The following is a 21,070-nucleotide window of genomic DNA, read 5'->3' on the forward strand; positions in this document are numbered from 1 at the left end:
TGATAGGTTAATTGGTCCTGCATGATTTATTCAATTCTTAAATAAATCAAATAATTTTTAAACAAATATACTAAAATGAAAAAAATAAAATTACCTTTTGCCAGCATAATGATGTGTTTTTCAGTAGCTACATTTTCCCAGGTAGGGATTAATACAGATTCTCCTAAAGTAACGTTACATGTAGAAGGAAAACCAGATGTGGCTACTGCGGCAGACGGAGTGATGGCTCCAAGAATGACAGGAGATCAGTTAAGAGCGAAAGATGATGTCTATTTAGCAGCTCAGACCGGAGCTTTGGTCTACGTAACGCAGGCCGTAACCGCTCCTTCTGTAAAAACAGCAAAAGTAGATAAAGCCGGTTATTATATGTTCAACGGGACCACCTGGAAATTTGCTTTCGGAGGAAAAGATGATGATATTACCATTGGAGACCTGATCTACTATCATGGAAGTATTCCTGCAGGTACTTCCGGAGCTGGCACATTAGCCAGTACCTATCTTACAGACCTTCCTGTTTTGGGAGGTTTCCTGAGACTTGATGCCCAATTTAACAGCAGTTCAGCAGGAACAGGAGCGGCTACCACTTTTAATCCCAGACTTTATAATGTAGGAACTTCAGATGTGAAAATCTGGGTTTCGGAAATGTCTACCCATACCGGTGATTCTGACAACGGAAATATTAAATTATCACCGGGAGCTTACAGACAGTTTGATGATGGAGTTTATCTTACTCAGACTCACAATGAGACCGTAACATTTGATATTACAATACAAGAGCCGGAACCAAGATGGTACAGAGTGTATTATGCATTTCGTGTAGATAATAAATCTGTAACGGGAAGCAGTGATGCTACGACCACAGATTCCAATACTTCTGATAACACAAGAGAGCTGTTTCTCTCTGTACAGAGGCTGTACTAATAGGTTGTCCGAAGATTCTAAAAATACAGTGATTATATAAAACTATACAAAATCAATGGGTTAGCTGTTTAAAAATCTAATGAGATTTGTGTTTTTTCTGGGGCTGGAATAATAAGAAATTCAGCCCCATTTTCTTAATGCATCATTTCATAGACTTTAATCAGCTCTGCAATATTTCCGACATTAAGCTTTTGAAAAATTCTTTTTTTATAAGTGCTTACCGTAGACATCTGAATATTAAGCCTGTTGGCAATTTCCAGATTACCGTTGCCGTCCGCCAGAAGTTTGAAAATTTCGTATTCCCTGGATGATAACTTTTCTACGGGATTATCTCTTTTGTTTTGAATAATAAGGCCAATCAGTTCTGCAGGGTAAAAATATCCCTTCTCAATTACTGTTTTCACGGCGTTCTTAATTTCTTCTTCACTACTTTGTTTATTCAGATAGCCTTCAGCGCCTTCTCTGATATATTGAATCGCAACATCTTTGTCATATCCTGAGAATATGAGAATTTTAAGGTCATTCTGTATATCTTTAAGCTCCGGAACCATTTTCTTATACTGAGTTCCCGGCATATCAATATCTAAAATAATAAGGTCATACCGTTGATCTTCCAGCTTCTTTTTCACCTGTTCATAATTTTCCGCAAAATCTATATTCAGTAACGGATAAGCTGTTTCAAGAACCAAAGAGGTTCCCGCCCTTACCACATAATGATCATCAGCGATTAGAATTCTTTCATTCATAAATATTAGTTTTTATTGAGTGTTATTTCCACAACTGTTCCTTTAGGCTGGTTTTGTCTGAAGTTCATTTCAGCATTGATCTTTTTTACCAGATGGATAACCATATGCAGACCCAATCCTTTTCCTTTAAAACTAGGTGTTTCCAATGTAGGATTTCTGAACAGGTTCATATAAACAGAAATCTGTTCTTCGGACATCCCTGTTCCTGTATCAGTAATTATTATGGTGGTTTTTTGTAGATTTTCTGTAACCGTAAGGGTTATATTTCCTTCAAAGGTATTTTTCACAGCATTATCAAGAATGTTATGAATAATGGCTGTTAAAATACTTTCATTTACTTTAGAATATACGATTCCTTCAGTAAGATTGGTAATTATAGTCCCTTTTTCTTTTGCAATTTCACAGAATAATTTATTCTTGATTTCCAGAATTCTGTTGATTGGATATTCCTTTTCTTCAAAAATATTTTCAGCTTTATAAAGTTCAGTATATTCTTTTAAATTCAGGGTAAACTGATACAGCTGTTCGGAAGATTTATAAATACTGTCAAAGTATTTTTTCTGAAGCTCCACATCATCAGATTCATGAAGTTTCTGAGAAAGCATGGCAATAAATCTGATTGGAGTGGTGATATCATGGCTGATGGTTTCCACCAGTTTTTTCTGATATTCGGTTTCTTTTTGCAGGTTGTTTTTAACAACCTCCAGGTGAAGAGAGGTTTCTCTCAGTTCAGAATTTTTATTATGAACAATCTGTTTTAAAGCTTTATTTTTTATTCTTAGAAAGTTGGTGGTTAACTGAACGATAATGATAATCAAAATAAGAATAACAATGGAAGCAGAGACTCTGAATAACAAGGTCTGATAAAAAAGTGGCTGAATTTTGAAGCGTACTGTCTTTTCTTCATATCTTCCATCTGCAGAAATCAATACCCTTACACTCAGAGTATAATCACCGGGAGAAAGGTTGCTGATGGTGTATTTTAATTCTTTTCCTGTTGCAATCTTTTCCCATTCAGTATTTTCTTTTCCTGATATCTTTGCTTCAATATAAAGATTTTCAGGATTGGAAAAATAAGGAATATCAATAAAGATATCTGCCGTTTTGTAATTATTTTTCAAATTAAGAATCTGGTGAAAATACCGAGGCTCAGAATTTCCTATTTTTACCCGTTCAATGTAAATCTTGTTTCTTCCCGGATAATAAGTCTGAATACTTTCCGGATTAAAAAACACAAAACCGTCCATTGAAGGAAATACAAAATCCCCATTCTCAAGAGCATAGGCATTGGGTTCTGAACTTCCATTAAACTCATTGGTCAGAAAGCCGTCTTTTTTAGTAAAGCGATAATAAAAAACCGGAGTTTTTTTGTTTTCTGCATACTGTAGCAATTGTTTTTTAGAGACCTTAAACATCCCATTATTTGAAGAAATCCAATAATATCCCTTTTGGTCTTCAAGAATATAATGAGCTGACTGGAGATAATCATTAACGTCGTTCGGCATCTTGATAAGTTGGTGATTCCTGAAAAGATAAAATCCTTCTTTATTGGTAGTAATCCATATCAGATTATCCTTTGTTCTGATAATACTTTTGACATTGACGTTTTTAATTAAAGGAGTTATAGTATTGCTTCCCAATGTTATGGAATAAAGTCCATCACTGTTTCCTGTCAGAATTTCATTCTCATTGTATTGATAAAAAGTATTGATAAAACTTTTAAAAGTATAGGTGAAATCCGGTTGGCTAAATATATCTTTTCTGTAAAGATGAAGCTTCGTTCCTGTAAGATCTGTAAAGGTTGTTCCATAAAGGGTTCCGCTTTTCATAAACGTTTCGAGTCCTTTTTTTACAAAAGACGAATCCTTTTTTTTATATCCAGAATTTTTATAAAACCTGATAATACGGTTTCGTTTTCTGATCAGAATGTTTCCGGAATTATCATACATCATCAGATAGTTGTCATTGTTTCCGAAAAGATGGTTGTTTACAATCCCATTTCTTCCGAATTCTGTACCATCCTCAGCAATAATTGTATTTTGACTGAAAGGGAGAGATGCAAAATATACATTACTGGAGAAATCAGCTTTTTTCCTTGAAACATAGAAATTGGAAAGCTGAAGTACGTTCAGTCCGTTATTGAGAGTTCCCAGATACAATTTGTTGAAACTCTCATCATAATACATAGAGCAATAAGAGTGATTACCGATTTCTTCAAAATTGACAAGAAATTTCAAACGGAGATCCTTTTCATTTCCTTCCAAAAGGTAAATATTATCATGGTTGATAATAAATGTCTGATTGGTAATCTGTTGCCAAAAGATTTTAGTGTCTGGGTGATTAAAAAGGGTAGGTTGATCAGAAACAGAAAGATGTCCCTTGTAGATGGAGTAGGTTTTTCTTTTTTTCAGATCATTGATGAACAGGTGATTATTCAGTACAAAAATGTAATTCAGATCTTCATTGGTAAAAGGAAGGATAATTTTTATTTCCTTTTTTCCTTCCTTATAGATGATGGCATTCTTTTCTGTGAAATGATAAACAGAATTTTTAAGCTGAATAAAATATTGGATGTCATTATAGAAATCCGAGGTAATGATATTATTGGCAATGCGGTGCAGAATATCATTGCCGTTGCAGTAGGTCATTTTATCACCGGCAGTAAGATCTGCCAGTTTGGGAAACCTGTTTTTAATAATAATTTTATTTTTCTGGAAATTATTAAGAACTGTTATGCTGTCAAGACACGGATCTCCTATAAATTCACCAAAATGTAGATTATTTACCTTGAAGTTATTAAAGGTAATGAATGAACTTCCGTCATATCGTACGAGTCCGTTTTCAGTAGAAATCCAAATGAAGCCATATTTGTCTTTTACAATGGCCTTTGCACTGCTTTGCGGCAGTCCGTTGTCTATGTTGTACCACATAGAGGTGTAGTGCTGCCCGGAAATATTTAGATAAATACAAGCAAAAATAAATACCCAAACTCTCATATATGTGCAAAACTGATCTATATCTGCTGCTAATGCAGGAGACGGTTAATAATAGTATTTGTACAAGTCAATGTTTTTTTAAAGGGTAGGAACGATTGAGAATAAATTTTTATCATTGAAGTTTTCTGGTCTTTTGTGTTTTATATTTTTTGATCGTGTAAAAATAGTGAAATTATGGAGATAAATTAGTATTGCGTGTCCTGTTTTCTGTAAGTTTTATCATGTATTGCAGACAATAAGAGATTCAAAATTTTTCTCAATCTTGTCGTATTTCAATAATATGTGATAAATTTATGCCATATTCATTGTAAATTTTCGTCTAAAGATCTTGGTATTGTACTGGATTTGTGGTTTGTTTTAGAATTTTATAAACTAAAGTTATTGTTGTGCTTGAATAATTTTATTAATTTTTGATTAATAGTTGAAGTTTTGTTTAAATGATTTTGTAGTAAAAATTCGACAAAAAAAAGACGGTTTATTCTACATGATAGCTTTGTCAGGGCTTATGGATATTCATATTTTTGCAAAAATATTCTCGCAACAAGTAAGAAGCTTTATTGTCAAAATAATGATTCTAAGAACACAAACGGTTTTTATCTCAAAAACAAAAGAGACTGTACAAGAGTAAACAGTCTCTTTTTTGTTATTAAACACTCAGAATATCTTTTTTAATCAAAAAAAACCTCCCGGAAATGATGGGAGGTGAATAAAATTAACTGTATATTGAAGTGTAATTCAATCGTTATTAATGGGTTTCAAGCCACTTTAGTCTCCGCTGATCCGGTAAGTGTTTTACTTTAAAGTTTTCAAAAACAGCATTGAATCCCTCTCCGTCAGGACAGGCTGCCATTAAGCCAACCATTACAGGCGTGTTGTCCTGAAGAGGAGCATTTCGCATCATAATATAATTTTTATCATCAAAAGAATAAAATATCTCCACAGCATCCAGTCTTCTCACTGCTTTTATCCAGATGGCAGGAGGTGTTTTTTCTAATGTAATGACACTCCAGTCGCTTTTATGGTGAGTTACCACGGTGCTGAGATTGTATTTGCCATCAACAAATTCTACTCCGGCTTTGATATAATGTTCCTGATCTGTTCTCAGCATAAGACCCATCTGATCAAACCTTGCTTTATAACTGCCGGTTATTTTTACTTTTGCCTCAAATTCTCCACCATATGTAGTGTAATAGAAAGGAGCGTCATCTACCGTGAATCCATAATGTGAAACCCTCCAGTAATCACTCTGTGGGGTTACAAACATAGAGAGGCTGTTGTTTTTGATTTCCCATTTTGCGGGTTCATTAAACCAGGTCATTTTCTCAAGACTCTGGGCAGAAAACTTTTGAATAAGGAATAAGGCACAAAAGCCTAAAATCAATTTCTTCATGTTCTTTGGGATGTGTTCTAAGGGTAAATTATTATTTTAGCAAAAGTATTGTTAAACTTTATTTGCGTCAATACTGATAAATAACCATTATGGAAATCCGTGAACAGCTCAGTGATAAATTACTGGATAACACTTCGAAAAAATGCCAGCTTGATATAGAGATCTATCAACAGAGAGCGTTAGCATATGCTCAGATGGAAGGTGCCATAGCTGTGCTGAGCGATATGCAGAAGAATAAGAGTTTTATTTATAAGTCTGCAGCGGCAGATGAACTTGGGTTAAAGATGGATGAAAATCCGGTAGAAATAGACTCTATCTGGGAAGAAGAGCTGCTGAGAAAGATACATCCTGATGACCGTTTGAAAAAATACATTCATGAGCTTCGTTTTTTCAAATTACTGGATACAATGGAAACGCAGGAACGTACGGAATTTAGTGTCGTTTCAAAAATCAGAATGAAAGATAAAAATGATGCATACAGATGGGTAAAACATCGTATGTTTTATATTTATTCACCTGATAACGGACGATTGAGGTTTGCTCTCTGTCTTTATCATATGGCTCTTACTTCATCTAATGTTCCTGATTTCATGATTGTTAATATAATAAAAGGGAAAGTGGTGGTGAAAGATAAACTTGACTATAAGAATATTTTAAGCCCAAGAGAACTGGAAGTTTTAAAATTTATAGGAGAGGGATATGCCAGTAAAGAAATTGCAGGTCTTCTTTCTATAAGCATCAATACGGTAAACAGACACCGTCAGAATATACTGGAAAAGTTGAAAGTAAAAAATTCTACCCAGGCTTTTAAAGACAGTTTTTCTTAAATATTCAGCTTGAAACATCCGAAAAGTTCACCATGTTATTTTGTATCTTATATTTAATTTTATATCTTGAATACACATTAGCAAGAACCATACATGATGAAAAGAAGTGAAGAAATTACCCATCAGTATTTTACCTTTTTAGACCAACATATCCATGAGGTTATTTCAGGAACAGCTCCTGAATTTCTGGAACTGAATGAAATTGCCGGAAAACTTGCCGTCTCTCACAAACATCTTACCGATACCATTAAAAAAGAAACCGGACAGCATCCCTGTTTTTTTTATGATGAAAAAATTATCGGGGAAGCCAAACATATGCTTATTGTTACGGATAAATCTGTAGCAGAAATTGCCCGTATTTTTACTTACGATCCTTCCAATTTTTCAAAATTTTTCAAAAAAATGACCGGTTTTACTCCTGGAAAATTCAGAGATTCCCACACTGTCTGAACTGACTGTTTTTATTCTTTAAAATTCCTGCCACAGGAGTTTCGATGCCCTTTTCGTCTCTGGGTAGGGTTTTAATCATTCTGAATTCCTGCTGTAAAAGGCGATTTAGTGAATTATAATGTTAAAATTACCGGAAAATAATCTTTTATAAATGAGGTGGTTGTAAAAAATAATTGACTTTTTTTATTATTTATTTATTAATATTTCTTTATTGTTTACTTTTTTTATTAAATTTAGGTAAGAAAAAACTAATTAATTCAAAAAAGATAAATGTTAAAAAGAAACATGTATATACAATTGAGTTTGGTTTCCAGAGTATAAGAATAAATTATTGTGTCTTTAATAATATTTAATCTTAATAAAGGAGCTTAACCCCTCTAAATAGTTATATATTTGTTTTTTAAAACCACAACAAACAAGATTAAGGATGAGCATCAATTTCACAACAGCAACTATCAAAGACTTTGAGAATATACCAGACAATAATATGGCTCAAAGGGCTGAAATTTTTTATGAATATTTAGACTATGTAAAGTCTAATGGACACATGAATTACCGACTGAAGAATACTTCAGGAACCAATGCAATACTGAATGTAAATATTGCAAACCATAACAGAGAATTTGTTAGTTTTGTATCAAGTGATTATTTGGGATTTACACAGCACCCGAAAGTAAAACAAGCTGCCATTGAGGGAATAGAAAAATATGGTACCGGTACCGGAGCAACTCCTCTTATCGGCGGGTATTTTGATTACCACAATGCGTTAGAAAAGAAAATTTCAGGTTTCTTTAAAAGAACAGAAGATGAAGCCGTAGTATTTACAACAGGTTATACTGCTAATAGTGCGAGTTTACAATGTTTAATGCAGAAGGAAGATCTGGCTATTTTAGATATGGCAGTACATGCCAGCGTGCACGAAGGATGTGCTTTTACTAATAAAAAAACATTTCCGCACAATAATTTGGAATCTTTGGAACACATTTTGAAGGTATCTGAAAATCTGTACCGTACGAAACTCGTTATTGTGGATGGAGTGTATTCCCAGGATGGTGATACCTCCCGTATTAATGAGATCTATGACCTTGTGAAAAAGTATAATGCCTTTCTTATGGTAGACGACGTACATGGGGTCGGCATCCTTGGAGAAACCGGAAGAGGTACTTTGGAACAGGCTGGGTTATTGGATAAAGTAGACATCATCACAGGTACATTCAGCAAAACATTTGGAAACCTTGGAGGATATGTTATTGCAGATAAAAAAATAGCTGCATTCATCAGATTCCATTCACGCCAGCAGATCTTCTCAGCTACAGCTCCACCATCATCCGCAGGAATTGTTAAGGCCATTGATTTAATTGACGAAGAACCTATCTGGAGAGAAAAACTCTGGGATAACATCAATTATTTCAAAAAAGGACTTGACGATTTAGGATTAGATACCGGTGTTACCTGCTCTGCCATTATCCCCGTAAAAATTGGAGATCCCTATGTAACAGGAGAAGCCGGAAAACTACTAATAGAAAAAGGAATCTACACCAATCCGATTCTTTATCCGGCTGTACCAAGAAAAGATGCGCGTATCAGGATGAGCGTAACGGCAAGACACGAAAAAGAACATCTCAACAAAACGCTTAATGCGTTTGATGATATTAATAAAAAATTGCATATTGCGAAAAAATAATAATTATGCCTAGAAAAGTAGTGCAGGGTCCCATTAGGGACAAAGAAAAAACAAAACAGAAACTGCTTGCTGCAGTTGGTAAAATTTTAAGAGTAAAAGGGTATTCCGGATTAAAAGTAAGCAAAATAGCTGCCGTTGCCGGATTTGATAAAAAATTGATCTATGAGTACTTTGGAAGTACTGATAAGCTGATCGATGAGTATATCAAATCACAGGATTACTGGAGCCAGGTCAACCAGGATGTTGATATGGATTTCTCTGATGGCGGGCATGAACTTACCAAAATGGTGGTACTTAATCAGTTCGAAAACCTGAAGAAAAATAAAGAACTTCAGAAAATTATCCTTTGGGAGCTTTCAGAAAGTAAGCCTATTCTTAAGAAACTGGTTGAGCAGCGTGAAGAAGTAGGAGAAGTCTTATTTGGAAACATCTCAGATCCTTATTTCGGAGAAGGGGTAGCAACAAGGCATAGGGCAATTATGGCTTTAATCGTTTCTGGTGCTTACTATCTTAATCTTTATACAGGATACAACGCCAATAAGTTCTGCGGTATTGATCTGAAGACCGAAGAAGGAAGAAAAGAGATAGAAGGCGCTATTGTTGAGTTGATCGACTTTGCATACAGCAAAAAAAAGTAGAAATTGAAAGTTTTCCGATTTGAGCAAAAATACGTTTTTGTTGATATTTGAAAACTTTTAATTTTCAAATTAAAACTATATTTCTTACTTTTGGACAATGGAAAATTTTATAGTATCTGCAAGAAAATATCGTCCTCAGGAGTTTGATACGGTTGTAGGGCAATCCCATATTACGGATACTTTAGAACATGCAATTGAAGAAAGCCAATTAGCTCAGGCATTGCTTTTTTGCGGTCCTCGTGGTGTGGGTAAAACTACTTGCGCCAGAATTCTGGCAAGAAAGATCAATGAGAAAGATGGCTCGGTTTCAGAAGATGGCTTTGCTTATAATATCTATGAGCTGGATGCTGCATCCAATAACTCTGTAGATGATATCAGAGAACTTATAGATCAGGTACGTTTTGCACCTCAGGTGGGTAAATACAAAGTATATATCATAGATGAGGTTCATATGCTGTCTTCTGCCGCTTTCAATGCTTTCCTTAAAACGCTGGAAGAGCCGCCTGCTCATGCTATTTTTATTTTGGCTACCACGGAGAAACATAAAATTATACCAACAATTTTATCCCGCTGTCAGATCTATGACTTCAAAAGAATCGTCATTGAAGACATTCAGAATCATCTGAGAAACATAGCCCAAAAAGAAAATATCCGGTATGAAGATGATGCATTGTATCTGATTGCTCAGAAAGCTGACGGCGCATTAAGAGATGCACTCTCCATCTTCGACAGACTTTCTACTTTCTCCCAGAAAAATATTACACTGGCCAAAGCCGCCGAGGTATTGAATATTCTGGATTATGATCAATATCTCAACATCGTGGATCTCGCCAGGGAAAATAAAATTCCTGAAGTGCTTTTCGCGTTTAATGAGATTGTAAAAAAAGGTTTTGATCCCCATATCTTTATTGCCGGATTAGGAAATCATTTCAGAGATCTGATGATGGCACAGAATGCTTCCACAATGGAACTCATAGAAGTAGGAGAGAAAACCAAGGCCAGGTTTGTAGAGCAGGGACAGAAATGGGCCGCCCAGCAGCTTATTGATGGTATTGAAATCTGCAATCATGCAGATATTAATTATAAAAATTCCAAAAACCCTAGACTTACGGTTGAAATTGCATTAATGCAGCTGGCTTCACTGACAGCTAATTTAGGCGATACTAAAAAAAAAAATTCCTGATACTGGCTCCGTTTCTCAGTGAGAAACAGGAGGTGAAGATGCCGGAAAAAACTCCGGAGAAGAAAGACGTTAAAGAAGAACAACAATCTGTAGCTTCTCAGGAAGTTCAGGCAGTTTCAGTAACAAAAACAACCAAACCATTATCAAGACAAGGAATTTCTTCTGGTTTTAGCATCAACTCTTTCCTGAATAAGGAGGATAAAGTTGAAACAACAGAGAATGTTGTGGTGAAAACTGAAAACCTTCCCCAAAACCATTTTACAGATACAGATCTGCAGATGGAATGGAAAATTATGCTTAAACAGCTTCAGGTAAAAAATAACTTTGTATTTAATGCGGTAAAAACCTTCAAGCTGGAAAAAGCGGGAGAGCATAAAATCAAAGTTTTATTCCCTTCAGATTCTGCAAAAGTAGAATTTGATAAAATAAGTGGAGAATTTTTTAATCATTTTAAAAGAAAAATTCAGAACCATATTATTGATGTAGAATACGTCAGAGACGTTGAAAATCTGAAGATTGAGGTGGTGACGAAGAGAAAAATGTTTGAAAAATTTATAGAAAAAAATCCACTTTTAAAAGATCTTGATGATTTAATGAAGTTTGATTTGACATAATTTTTATATATTTGTCAAATATTTCTGTCAGAAATAAGTTTTTGACAAAAACAAATTACAACCAGAAAAGCTAAAACAAGACATTTCCAGAATAGAATGGAAAAATTGATTAACACATATCAGTCTTTTTTTGCACCCGCTAATTACTTTTTTAGCGGTTATTTTAGTTTTTCTGCTTCTTATTATAGAAATTTCAGAACGTATTACCGATTTTATTGGTACTGTTAACTGAATTTCTTTCCAAAAAATACAGGAGAAGTAGAGCCCTATTATTTTCCTGATTCCTTTAAACAGTTTTGAACGGCATTTTTTGAAAAGAATTATAAATTAAATTTTATAATCCAAAGGGCTATTGCTGTCAATGAATAAATAATATAAAAAAAACAACAAAAATTTAGAATAATGAATTTAAATGATTTAAAAAATGAGTGGATCGATGGGCTTACACAGCCTCTAATGATTGCAGGACCATGTAGTGCGGAAAGTGAAGCTCAAATGCTTGAAACGGCCAGGAGAATTAAGGAATCCAATGCTAATGTATCGGTTTTCCGTGCAGGAATCTGGAAGCCCCGTACCAAACCAAACGGTTTTGAAGGAGTAGGAGTGATTGGTTTAAACTGGCTGAAAAAAGTAAAAGAAGAGTATGGTTTTAAAACAGCAACTGAAGTAGCCAACGCACACCATGTGTTTGCAGCTCTGGAAGCAGATGTAGATGTTCTTTGGATTGGAGCACGTTCTACAGTGAACCCTTTTACAGTACAGGAAATAGCAATGGCTTTAAGAGGAACAGATAAGCCTGTGTTTGTGAAAAACCCTGTGAATCCGGATCTTGCATTATGGATCGGAGCTTTGGAAAGACTTTTAGGACAGGATATAAAAAACCTGGGTGTAATCCACAGAGGATTTTCAACATACCAGAAAACAAAATACAGAAATAACCCGAACTGGCAGATTGCCCTTGATTTCAAGAGCCAGTTTCCCAATATTCCAATGTTAATCGACCCTTCTCACATCTGCGGAAATAGAACAGGTCTTGCGGATATCACTCAGGAAGCACTTAACGTAGGATACCAGGGAGCAATCATTGAATCACACTGTAATCCTGATGAAGCGTGGAGCGATGCTTCACAGCAGATTACTCCTGAAGTTCTTGCAGAGCTTATCGGAAATCTGAAAGTGAGAAGCTCTAATCTTGCAGGTTTTGAAGGAGAGATGGGAAGACACAGAACTTTGATCTCTGATCTTGATTTCCAGTTAATTGAACTTCTTTCTCAAAGAATGAAAATTTCTGAAAAGATCGGTAAGCTTAAAAAAGAAAATGACATTGCGATCTTCCAGCCTGAACGTTGGAAAGTAATCACAGAATATGCTACTCAAAAAGCAAAAGAAACAGGAATGTCTCAGGAATTCATTGAAAAAGTATTCAAAGCTATTCACGAAGAGTCTATTGAAGTTCAGAATAATATTATGATCGACAAAAGATAAATTGCAGCGCGTTTTAAAGATTGGGATTTTGATTTAATTCCTGAAAATTAAAACCAAAATTTTAGAAAAAATACAAATTAGGGCTTATGCATTGGTATTTAGGGCAATTGAAACATGTGTTTTTAAACCTATTTCCTGAATGCTAAGCCCTAATTGCGTATATTTGCACCAGCATTATCTATGAAAGGAAAAATCATTAAATCTACAGGCAGTTGGTACCAGGTTTTGGAATTGGAAACAAATAAAATTTTCGAGGCCAGAATCAGGGGGAAATTCAAATTAATAAAAACAAGGCTTACCAATCCACTTGCTGTAGGAGATTTTGTTGAGTTTCAACTGGAACAGGATGATATCGCATGGATCACAAAAATTGAACCGCGCTCCAATTATCTGATCAGAAAATCAGTAAACCTTTCAAAAGAAGCCCATATTATTGCGTCCAATATTGATTTGGCTTGCTTTATCTTTACCCTGAAACATCCTGAAACGTCATTAGGATTTCTGGACAGGTTTCTGGCATGCTGTGAAGCCTATAACATTACACCGCTGATTCTTTTCAATAAGATTGATGTATTGCATGAAGAGGAGATTGAAATGGTAAAAGATATTGAATTCTTATATCAGGAAATAGGATATGATACCCTGGAAATTTCATCCTATTCAAAATTGAATCTGGATCAGCTTCAGGAAATTCTTAAAGACAAAACGTCAGTATTCTTTGGTCACTCAGGTTGCGGGAAATCTACTTTAGTGAATGCTCTGCAGCCAGGACTGAATTTAAAAACATCTGAAATTTCAGACACTCACTTGAAAGGAAAGCACACAACAACTTTTGCACAGATGCACTTTTGGCATTTTGGCGGAAACGTTATCGATACTCCCGGCGTTCGTGAATTTGCAATGATTGATATTGAAAAAGAAGAAGTACAGCATTACTTTCCCGAGATTTTCAAGAAGAGAGAAGAGTGCAAGTTTCACAACTGTCTTCACATCAATGAACCGAAATGTGCCGTTATCGATGCTCTTGAGACAGGAGAGATTCAGCATTCGCGCTACGCTACTTACATTAAACTGATGGATGAGGCAGAAGAAGCTTCTCAAAAATAATCAATAAAATCTTTTATTTTAACCGTTACAGATTGATTAGATAAATGACGAACTTCCTGTGGCTGTAGAATATAAATGATTTTGATGTATTCGTTAGAAATAAAATATACAGAGACTCTCATTGTATGGTCTCTTTTTTTGTTTTAAAAATTATTTTACTGAAATAAACCCTTGCCAAGATTTCAAACCTTCTTGCTGTTAAATGATAATATTTACTGCGAATATTTTTTTATTTAAGATCAAAAAAATATTCGTTTTTAAATAACTCTACTTTTTAGGTTTACAATTTTGGCAGATAACTCCACTTTTGTCATATTTTTGTCAATCCTGAAATTGTATTTTCAAAAAATGAAATTATTTTGCTAATTTAAATAAAATGTAGAAAATCATTAAATATAATCCAATATCAAGTATAAAATTATATAATTAATAAAAAAAACCACTGTTTTTTGAAAATAAAAAACCCAGCCGAAGCTGGGTAAAAACTAATAACCATGAAAACTCAAATTAAACATGAGAATCGGAAAATAATAAACAATTACTGTGCCAAAGTTTGTGTTACGATTTCTTAATAAAAGTTATTTTTATGTTAAAAAAAAATTAAAATAAAAATCAAAGATATTTTTTGTAATTTTGCGCCATTAAAAAAATATACATTTATGTCTAACATTACATTCACTATGATTAAGCCTGATGCTGTTGCAGACGGACATATCGGTGCTATATTGGGTAAGATTGCTGAAGGAGGTTTTAAAATCAAAGCTTTAAAATTAACTCAGCTTACAGTTGCTGATGCAAAAAAATTCTATGAAGTACACGCTGAAAGACCATTTTATGGAGAATTAGTAGAATTCATGAGCTCTGGTCCTATCGTTGCAGCAGTTTTAGAAAAAGACAATGCAGTTGAAGACTTCAGAACATTAATCGGTGCTACTAACCCTGCAGAAGCTGCAGAAGGTACTATCAGAAAAATGTTTGCAAGAAGCATCGGAGAAAATGCAGTTCATGGTTCAGATTCTGATGAGAATGCATTAATCGAAGCTCAGTTTCATTTTTCAGGAAGAGAGATTTTCTAAGAAAATCATCTTACAAAATAAAAAATCCGGAGTTTTCTCCGGATTTTGTTTTGATATAAATGGGTGTTCCATATATATTAAAGGTTGTTTTCAATAGCTCCCACATTTTCTCTGTAGAGTTCCAGAGGTTTATTCAGTAAAACAGCAATGACAGTCATTTGTTTATCAAGTTTTTCCTTTGGAACATCAATATAAATAATTCCCGGTCTGTCGCTCCAGTACAGTTTATTGTAGATGGTATGAGGCAGCATAGTGCCTTCACCAACCACTCTTATTCTGGCAATCTCATTTTTTATTCCTTTCAGAGCAATAGGGCCGGTAGGCACTCCTTCCACAAAAAGATAAAGAGTCTGTTTGTCTTTTGACAGAGCGCTCATTCCTGAGTAATGACCAGCAGGAAGCCCTTTTCCTGTCTCAAATAAAGTTTCAGCATGTTTGCTTATCCATTCTGTGGTTTCTGGATTTGTTTTAGGTGTTTTTTTTATTTTCATGTCGAGACCATCATTGGTAAGACCTTTTTGTGTCAGTAAATTTTGATTATAGTTCAGAGCATTGGCGATATCATAGGCTGCTTCCCGGGTATTTTTGTTTTCCAGTATTTCGGAAAGAGGATGATCTTCTTTCTTAAAATCTTTCAGAAACGCAGGAGGTGTGTCAAAAGTAATTTCTGCCACGGTGACATCTTTGTCAAATTTTACATTGGAGAAATTCAGTGTCAGTGTTTTTTCAGCATTATAAGCCATTGTGATAACAGCAGATGGATCTCCCAGGATTTTTGCGGAAATAGGTTTTGTTGTCACTCCATAGATTTTTGTAAAGTTTTTGACTTCTTCCAGATAAAGGAATAAAGATTTTTTGGAGATTGATAAAGAAGATTTTCCTTTATAATTGTCAAAAGGAATACCTCGGGTGGTTTCATAAATGGCATGCTGATTTTTGGAAGTCCATCGCCCCAGATTTTTAAGAATTTCAATTTGCTCTTCCGGAATGGTTCCGTCCGACCTGGGTCCTATATCAAGCAGAAGATTCCCTCCCATGCTGATCACATCTGCAAGTGTTCTTACAATCATGTTGGGTGTCTTATAATTTTTGTCAAAAGGCTGATATCCCCAGGAATCATTCATGGTGTAACAAAGCTCCCAGTATGGATTTTGTGGTGCAACAACAGGAATACCCTGTTCAGGAGTATCGTAATCTCCGTGATTGTTAAGCCTCGAATTAATGATGATATTGGAATTGTATTTCTTGAGTAAATCCAGGGTTTGAGAAGCTTTCCATTCTTCGGAAGTATGTTCCCAGTCTCCATCGAACCAAAGAAGATCCGGAGAATATTGGCTAGAAAGCTCATTAAGCTGACCTTGATAATAGCTTAAAAAATTCTGCCAGCGTGCCGGATCACTTTTAAGTTCGTAACGCTTTTTTGTCCGGGTATTGATATCATAATACGGATGAGTCCAATCCGGCAACGAAAAATAAAGTCCTGTTTTTAATCCTGATTTTTTCAGAGCTGAAACAAAAGGGGTTAAAACATCCTTTTTTGCCAGAGAGTTTTGAGGAATGCTTGTCGCTTTTTCTGCTTTTGAGTTCCATAGTGATACTCCATCATGATGTTTTGTTGTAATGACAGCATATTTTGCTCCGGATTCCTTAATAAGATTTACCCATTGTTCGGGTTGGTATTTTGAAGCTGAAAAACCATTCAGCTGTTTCATGTAATTTTCGTGATTAATATAATTATTGAAGAAGGACCATGATTCGGATATTCCATTGACGGAGTAGATTCCCCAATGAATAAAAATACCCAGTTTTGCATTGTTGAACCATTCCATTTTTTTGCTGTTGTCCACTGTCTGAACCTGTGCATCGATACTGTGTGCAGATAACATCAATCCAAGGAAAACAGCTTTAATCAGACTACTTTTCATATCCAGATTTATTTTAGCATTAAATATAGATAAAGAAATTATTATAGTATAAAATAGTTTCTGATAATTGTTATCAAAACGTTTCTTATTATTGTATTTTTATAAATAGAACGTTTATTGTAAAATTGATTTGAAAAGAAATTATGAAAATTCCAGCAATATTAATGGCAAGTTTATTAGCGGTGAGTGTATCTGCGCAGACTACTAAACCGGAAGGTAAAACAAAAAAGTCCGTTAAAAAAGTAAAGAAAGCCACTTCTACAGATACGGTTGAAAAGAAAAAACCAGGAACGCCCAAGCCGGTTGTTAAAAAAGATACACTTGTGCTCCGTGGACATGGCTGCCCGGCTTGCGGAATGGGGTAGAAGATGAAAAAACCAATGTTAGGAGTGTCAATGATGGCAGAAGCGGATTTTGTTTCTGCTGTTTTGCCATTGTTGCAGAATAATTCCATCGACGTGATGGAGTGGTCTTTTGACACCCTTTATCATGCCAATGAATCGGATTGGCTCAGGGATCTGTTGAATTTTTATGCTGAAAATAACCGCTTGATAGGACATGGGGTTTATTACTCTTTATTTGATGCCAGGTGGACGGAAAGACAGGAAGAATGGCTGAAAAAACTAAAAGAAGAAGTTAATCTGCGGAAATACAATCATATTACGGAACATTTTGGTTTCATGAATACCGAAAATTTTCATCAGGGAGTACCGTTGCCGGTATCTTTACACTCCAAAACTTTACAAATAGGAAAAGACAGATTATACAGGCTGCAGGAAGCCGTAAATATTCCTGTGGGGATAGAAAATCTGGCATTTTCATTTTCCATTGAAGATGTGAAAGAACAAGGCGTTTTTCTTGACAAGCTCACGGAAGATACCAATGGATTTCTAATTCTTGATCTTCATAATATTTACTGTCAATCCTGTAATTTTGAATTAGAGATGCAGGAGATCATTGATTTGTACCCGCTGGATAAAGTCAAAGAAATTCATCTTTCGGGAGGAAGCTGGCAGGATAGTGTATATGGAAAAAAACAGGTGAGAAGAGATACTCATGATGATATTATTCCTCAGGATATTCTTTCTGTACTGCCATCTGTACTTACACAATGCGAAAATCTTGAATATATGATCATTGAAAGACTCGGCCATACTTTAAAGACAGACGAAGAAAGAGATCACTTCCTGGATGATTTTAGTAAAGTTAAAATGATCATTGAAGCTTCAGAGTTGAATGGGAAAGAAAAAAGTAACTGGAGCAAGATGGAAGTGGAACTTTCGGAAAAACCTTTGGAAGACCTGGTTTTATATGAAGAACAATCAAGGCTTACCCAACTTCTTTATGATAATGCAGATGTTGAAACCATTAAAGATCTGGATTTTTATTATTTTAAAACTGAAAAATGGGATGCTGAAATGATTCTTACTGCCCAGAATATCATTAAAAAATGGAATCCCTATTAATTCCATTCTCTGGCGAACAAAATCAAATGATATGAAAATGACAATATTAGTATTGATCATTACTGCTGCTGTTCTCACTGCTCTGATAGGAGAGTTTTCAGGCAGATGCGGGAGAGTTTTGAAAACAGATGGAATTTTCTGAATAATATCAGAACCGTTTTTTCCGTGATTTTGATCATTTTTGTGGTCTGTGCCTGTGTCTGGAACAAAAAAGTATGAAAAATATAATGGATTAAGTAAAAATACTTACTGTTAAATTAGGTGTTTCTACGCATGTGTACGTCTGGCTTTATTCAGATCTTTGTGTTGTTAGCAAGATAGTTTTAAACATTTTCAAATAAGTTGAAAAAAAGATTATAACCAAGACGACTTAAATTTCCAAACAAGAGAAAAGGCAGCCAATGGCTGCCTTTTGTTTATTGTTTTGATTCTTTTATATCTTTAAAAGTTCAATTGTTCTTTCCGGACTTTCGGCTGAGAAAACAGCATTTCCTGCAACAAGAACATCAGCTCCGGCTTCAAATAATTTGGAAGCGTTGTCAAGATTTACTCCTCCGTCTACCTCGATAAGCGCCGTAGAGTTGTTGCTTAAGATCAGATCTTTGGTTTCGGCTATCTTTTTATAAGTATTCTCAATAAATTTCTGGCCTCCAAAACCTGGATTTACGCTCATTAATAATACAAGATCCACATCAGCAATAATGTCTTCAAGCATTAATACCGGAGTAGAAGGATTTAAAACAACACCTGCTTTTGCTCCCTTACTCTGAATGTGGTGGATGGTTCTGTGAAGGTGAGTACATGCCTCATAATGTACAGAAACAAGATCAGCACCATGATTGATGAATTCATCAACATATTTTTCAGGTTCTACGATCATCAGATGAACATCTACGAATTTTTTAGCATGCTGCTGAACGGTTTTCATTACCGGAAACCCAAAAGAAATGTTAGGCACAAATCTTCCGTCCATTACATCAATGTGAAACCAGTCAGCCTGGGAATTATTCAGCATTTCAATGTCTCTTTGCAGATTCCCAAAGTCTGCCGATAAAAGGGATGGAGCAATAAGCTTCGTTTTCATTTTTACTTTTTATACTTTTACTTAGATTTCTTTCTTTCTTTCTTTCTTTCTTTAAAATGGATTAACAACCAAAAAATAATACAGGGAAATACATCCGAATATAATAGCTTCTACGATTGTTAATCTGATATGATTAATTTTAATAACTAATAATCTGTCAATTATAAATAATCCTAAAGGTACAAAACTGACAATTATCAACATCTCAAGGATCATGTTATATGCTGACCCTATTTTGGGAGGATAAAATATTTTATATACAGCTAAAAAGATGATATAGCTAAAAAAGACAACAGTTAAAACTGATATAAAAGTTGGTTTTCGGATTAGATGATAAAAGACGTTTTTCATTTTTATTAATGATACTTCAGTTTCATTTCTGGCTTGATCTTAAGAACCGTTTCATAGATAAGTTTAATCACATTACCTACATCTTCTTTAGATACCATTTCTACTGTAGTATGCATATAACGCAAAGGTAAGGAAATTAAAGCACTTGGTACTCCGCCGTTAGAATGGGCAAAAGCATCTGTGTCAGTTCCGGTAGCTCGGCTGGCGGCAGCTCTTTGGAAAGGTATTTTCTTGGTCTTTGCAGTATCAATAATCAGTTCTCTGATGGTATGATGAACACTTGGTGCAAAAAATACGACCGGTCCGACACCACATTTCTGATCTCCTTCTTTTTTCTTTTCAATCATCGGAGTGGTAGTATCATGGGTAACGTCAGTTACGATAGCAATATTCGGTTTGATGGTGTCAGCAATCATATCCGCACCGTATAAACCTACTTCTTCCTGCACAGAGTTTGTAATATAAAGTCCGAATGGGATAGATTTCTTATTTTCCTTTAAAAGTCTGGCAACTTCAGCAATCATGAAACCACCGATTCTGTTGTCCAGAGCTCTGCAGACAAAATATCTGTCGTTCATTTCAAAGAATTCATCCGGGTAAGTGATCATACATCCTACAAAGATTCCCATTTCTTCTACTTCCTTTTTAGAAGTAGCACCACAGTCGATAAAGATATTTTCGATTTTTGGAGTAGGTTCATTTTGATTGGTCCTTGTGTGAATAGCCGGCCATCCGAATACTCCTTTTACAATTCCGTTTTCACCGTGAATATGAACAACTTTTGAAGGAGCAATCGTCTGGTCAGAACCTCCGTTTCTGATCACGTAGATCAATCCGTCATCCGTAATATAATTGACGTACCATGAGATTTCATCAGCATGTGCTTCAATTACTACTTTAAATTCAGCTTCAGGATTGATGATCCCATAGCAGGTTCCATAATGATCTACTTCTACTTTGTCAACGTAAGGTCTGATGTAGTCCATCCAGACTTCCTGTCCTTTATGTTCGTAACCGGTTGGTGATGAAGTGTTTAAATATTTCTCTAAAAATTTCAAAGATTTCTTTTCAAATTTCATAAAAAGGAATGATTTTTGCGTTTAATTTTCGTTGTTATAAGTGTAAAA

At 35.0% G+C, this 21,070-nt stretch carries 18 protein-coding genes; 12 read left to right on the plus strand and 6 right to left on the minus strand.

Annotated features, from left to right (window positions below):
* Window positions 1-75: 75 nt before the first annotated feature.
* Window positions 76-921: a hypothetical protein gene (locus ACODR7_RS01485; protein WP_488836697.1), complete on the plus strand. Its 846-nt coding sequence runs from the start codon at window positions 76-78 to the stop codon at window positions 919-921.
* 134 nt (window positions 922-1,055) lie between these two features.
* On the opposite strand, the gene ACODR7_RS01490 is transcribed toward ACODR7_RS01485, so the two are convergent.
* The 3 genes from ACODR7_RS01490 to ACODR7_RS01500 form a co-directional block, all read right to left on the minus strand.
* Entirely contained in the window at window positions 1,056-1,667 is a 612-nt protein-coding gene (locus tag ACODR7_RS01490; RefSeq protein ID WP_076594449.1) for a response regulator, read from the minus strand.
* A gap of 5 nt (window positions 1,668-1,672) precedes the next feature.
* Window positions 1,673-4,597, minus strand: a complete 2,925-nt coding sequence (locus ACODR7_RS01495) for a ligand-binding sensor domain-containing protein (RefSeq protein WP_488836698.1) — start codon at window positions 4,595-4,597, stop codon at window positions 1,673-1,675.
* Between the two features lie 811 nt (window positions 4,598-5,408).
* Window positions 5,409-6,053 (minus strand): DUF1349 domain-containing protein, encoded by a 645-nt coding sequence (locus ACODR7_RS01500; protein ID WP_488836700.1) that lies wholly within the window; start codon window positions 6,051-6,053, stop codon window positions 5,409-5,411.
* Window positions 6,054-6,142: 89 nt separating this feature from the next.
* On the opposite strand from ACODR7_RS01500, the gene ACODR7_RS01505 reads away from it, so the two are divergent.
* The 9 genes from ACODR7_RS01505 to ACODR7_RS01545 all read left to right on the plus strand — a co-directional run bounded on the left by ACODR7_RS01505 (window position 6,143) and on the right by ACODR7_RS01545 (window position 15,117).
* On the plus strand, window positions 6,143-6,880 hold the full coding sequence (locus ACODR7_RS01505; protein WP_488836701.1) for a response regulator transcription factor: 738 nt from the start codon (window positions 6,143-6,145) through the stop codon (window positions 6,878-6,880).
* A gap of 93 nt (window positions 6,881-6,973) precedes the next feature.
* Complete coding sequence (locus tag ACODR7_RS01510; protein ID WP_488836703.1) at window positions 6,974-7,330, plus strand: helix-turn-helix domain-containing protein; 357 nt, start codon at window positions 6,974-6,976, stop codon at window positions 7,328-7,330.
* Window positions 7,331-7,757: 427 nt separating this feature from the next.
* A complete protein-coding gene (locus ACODR7_RS01515) occupies window positions 7,758-9,014 on the plus strand; it encodes an aminotransferase class I/II-fold pyridoxal phosphate-dependent enzyme (RefSeq protein ID WP_465089710.1) in 1,257 nt (418 codons plus the stop codon).
* 5 nt (window positions 9,015-9,019) lie between these two features.
* Window positions 9,020-9,652, plus strand: a complete 633-nt coding sequence (locus ACODR7_RS01520) for a TetR/AcrR family transcriptional regulator (RefSeq protein WP_047375406.1) — start codon at window positions 9,020-9,022, stop codon at window positions 9,650-9,652.
* A 97-nt stretch (window positions 9,653-9,749) separates the two neighbouring features.
* On the plus strand, window positions 9,750-10,835 hold the full coding sequence (gene dnaX / locus ACODR7_RS01525) for a DNA polymerase III subunit gamma/tau (RefSeq protein ID WP_076594454.1): 1,086 nt from the start codon (window positions 9,750-9,752) through the stop codon (window positions 10,833-10,835).
* Window positions 10,836-10,873: 38 nt separating this feature from the next.
* Window positions 10,874-11,449, plus strand: coding sequence for a hypothetical protein (locus tag ACODR7_RS01530; RefSeq protein WP_488836706.1), 576 nt, complete (start codon window positions 10,874-10,876; stop codon window positions 11,447-11,449).
* Between the two features lie 402 nt (window positions 11,450-11,851).
* Window positions 11,852-12,934 (plus strand): chorismate mutase, encoded by a 1,083-nt coding sequence (locus ACODR7_RS01535; RefSeq protein ID WP_076594455.1) that lies wholly within the window; start codon window positions 11,852-11,854, stop codon window positions 12,932-12,934.
* 180 nt (window positions 12,935-13,114) lie between these two features.
* Entirely contained in the window at window positions 13,115-14,041 is a 927-nt protein-coding gene (gene rsgA, locus ACODR7_RS01540) for a ribosome small subunit-dependent GTPase A (protein WP_488836708.1), read from the plus strand.
* A gap of 659 nt (window positions 14,042-14,700) precedes the next feature.
* Window positions 14,701-15,117: a nucleoside-diphosphate kinase gene (locus ACODR7_RS01545; RefSeq protein WP_034687444.1), complete on the plus strand. Its 417-nt coding sequence runs from the start codon at window positions 14,701-14,703 to the stop codon at window positions 15,115-15,117.
* Between the two features lie 77 nt (window positions 15,118-15,194).
* Here the strand turns inward: ACODR7_RS01545 and ACODR7_RS01550 are convergent, their stop codons facing one another.
* Window positions 15,195-17,042, minus strand: coding sequence for an alpha-L-fucosidase (locus tag ACODR7_RS01550; RefSeq protein ID WP_488836712.1), 1,848 nt, complete (start codon window positions 17,040-17,042; stop codon window positions 15,195-15,197).
* 143 nt (window positions 17,043-17,185) lie between these two features.
* Here ACODR7_RS01550 and chrA point away from each other — a divergent pair, with 143 nt between their 5' ends.
* Window positions 17,186-17,407, plus strand: coding sequence for an MNIO class RiPP chryseobasin precursor ChrA (gene chrA / locus ACODR7_RS01555; protein ID WP_488836714.1), 222 nt, complete (start codon window positions 17,186-17,188; stop codon window positions 17,405-17,407).
* Between the two features lie 3 nt (window positions 17,408-17,410).
* Window positions 17,411-18,508 (plus strand): MNIO family chryseobactin maturase, encoded by a 1,098-nt coding sequence (chrH, locus tag ACODR7_RS01560; RefSeq protein WP_488836715.1) that lies wholly within the window; start codon window positions 17,411-17,413, stop codon window positions 18,506-18,508.
* A gap of 433 nt (window positions 18,509-18,941) precedes the next feature.
* Here chrH and rpe read toward each other — a convergent pair whose 3' ends face one another.
* Window positions 18,942-19,592 carry a ribulose-phosphate 3-epimerase gene (gene rpe, locus ACODR7_RS01565; protein WP_034698534.1) on the minus strand — a complete coding sequence of 217 codons (651 nt, stop codon included), beginning with the start codon at window positions 19,590-19,592 and terminating at the stop codon, window positions 18,942-18,944.
* A gap of 356 nt (window positions 19,593-19,948) precedes the next feature.
* The gene (gene chrP / locus ACODR7_RS01570; RefSeq protein ID WP_488836717.1) at window positions 19,949-21,022 is read right to left on the minus strand and encodes a chryseobasin maturation metalloprotease ChrP; all 1,074 of its coding nucleotides are present in this window, start codon (window positions 21,020-21,022) and stop codon (window positions 19,949-19,951) included.
* Between the last annotated feature and the right edge of the window lie 48 nt (window positions 21,023-21,070).

The sequence above is a fragment of the Chryseobacterium sp. FG46 genome (assembly GCF_057809135.1).

Bases quoted from the DNA above. Each gene is read 5' to 3' on its own strand.
- ACODR7_RS01505 (WP_488836701.1), top strand. From the start codon at position 6,143: ATGGAAATCCGTGAACAGCTCAGTGATAAATTACTGGATAACACTTCG.
- ACODR7_RS01545 (WP_034687444.1), top strand. From the start codon at position 14,701: ATGTCTAACATTACATTCACTATGATTAAGCCTGATGCTGTTGCAGAC.
- ACODR7_RS01490 (WP_076594449.1), bottom strand. From the start codon at position 1,667: ATGAATGAAAGAATTCTAATCGCTGATGATCATTATGTGGTAAGGGCG.
- dnaX (WP_076594454.1), top strand. From the start codon at position 9,750: ATGGAAAATTTTATAGTATCTGCAAGAAAATATCGTCCTCAGGAGTTT.
- ACODR7_RS01515 (WP_465089710.1), top strand. From the start codon at position 7,758: ATGAGCATCAATTTCACAACAGCAACTATCAAAGACTTTGAGAATATA.
- ACODR7_RS01520 (WP_047375406.1), top strand. From the start codon at position 9,020: ATGCCTAGAAAAGTAGTGCAGGGTCCCATTAGGGACAAAGAAAAAACA.
- chrP (WP_488836717.1), bottom strand. From the start codon at position 21,022: ATGAAATTTGAAAAGAAATCTTTGAAATTTTTAGAGAAATATTTAAAC.
- chrH (WP_488836715.1), top strand. From the start codon at position 17,411: ATGAAAAAACCAATGTTAGGAGTGTCAATGATGGCAGAAGCGGATTTT.
- ACODR7_RS01510 (WP_488836703.1), top strand. From the start codon at position 6,974: ATGATGAAAAGAAGTGAAGAAATTACCCATCAGTATTTTACCTTTTTA.
- ACODR7_RS01495 (WP_488836698.1), bottom strand. From the start codon at position 4,597: ATGTGGTACAACATAGACAACGGACTGCCGCAAAGCAGTGCAAAGGCC.
- rsgA (WP_488836708.1), top strand. From the start codon at position 13,115: ATGAAAGGAAAAATCATTAAATCTACAGGCAGTTGGTACCAGGTTTTG.
- ACODR7_RS01485 (WP_488836697.1), top strand. From the start codon at position 76: ATGAAAAAAATAAAATTACCTTTTGCCAGCATAATGATGTGTTTTTCA.
- ACODR7_RS01535 (WP_076594455.1), top strand. From the start codon at position 11,852: ATGAATTTAAATGATTTAAAAAATGAGTGGATCGATGGGCTTACACAG.
- ACODR7_RS01530 (WP_488836706.1), top strand. From the start codon at position 10,874: ATGCCGGAAAAAACTCCGGAGAAGAAAGACGTTAAAGAAGAACAACAA.
- ACODR7_RS01550 (WP_488836712.1), bottom strand. From the start codon at position 17,042: ATGAAAAGTAGTCTGATTAAAGCTGTTTTCCTTGGATTGATGTTATCT.
- ACODR7_RS01500 (WP_488836700.1), bottom strand. From the start codon at position 6,053: ATGAAGAAATTGATTTTAGGCTTTTGTGCCTTATTCCTTATTCAAAAG.
- chrA (WP_488836714.1), top strand. From the start codon at position 17,186: ATGAAAATTCCAGCAATATTAATGGCAAGTTTATTAGCGGTGAGTGTA.
- rpe (WP_034698534.1), bottom strand. From the start codon at position 19,592: ATGAAAACGAAGCTTATTGCTCCATCCCTTTTATCGGCAGACTTTGGG.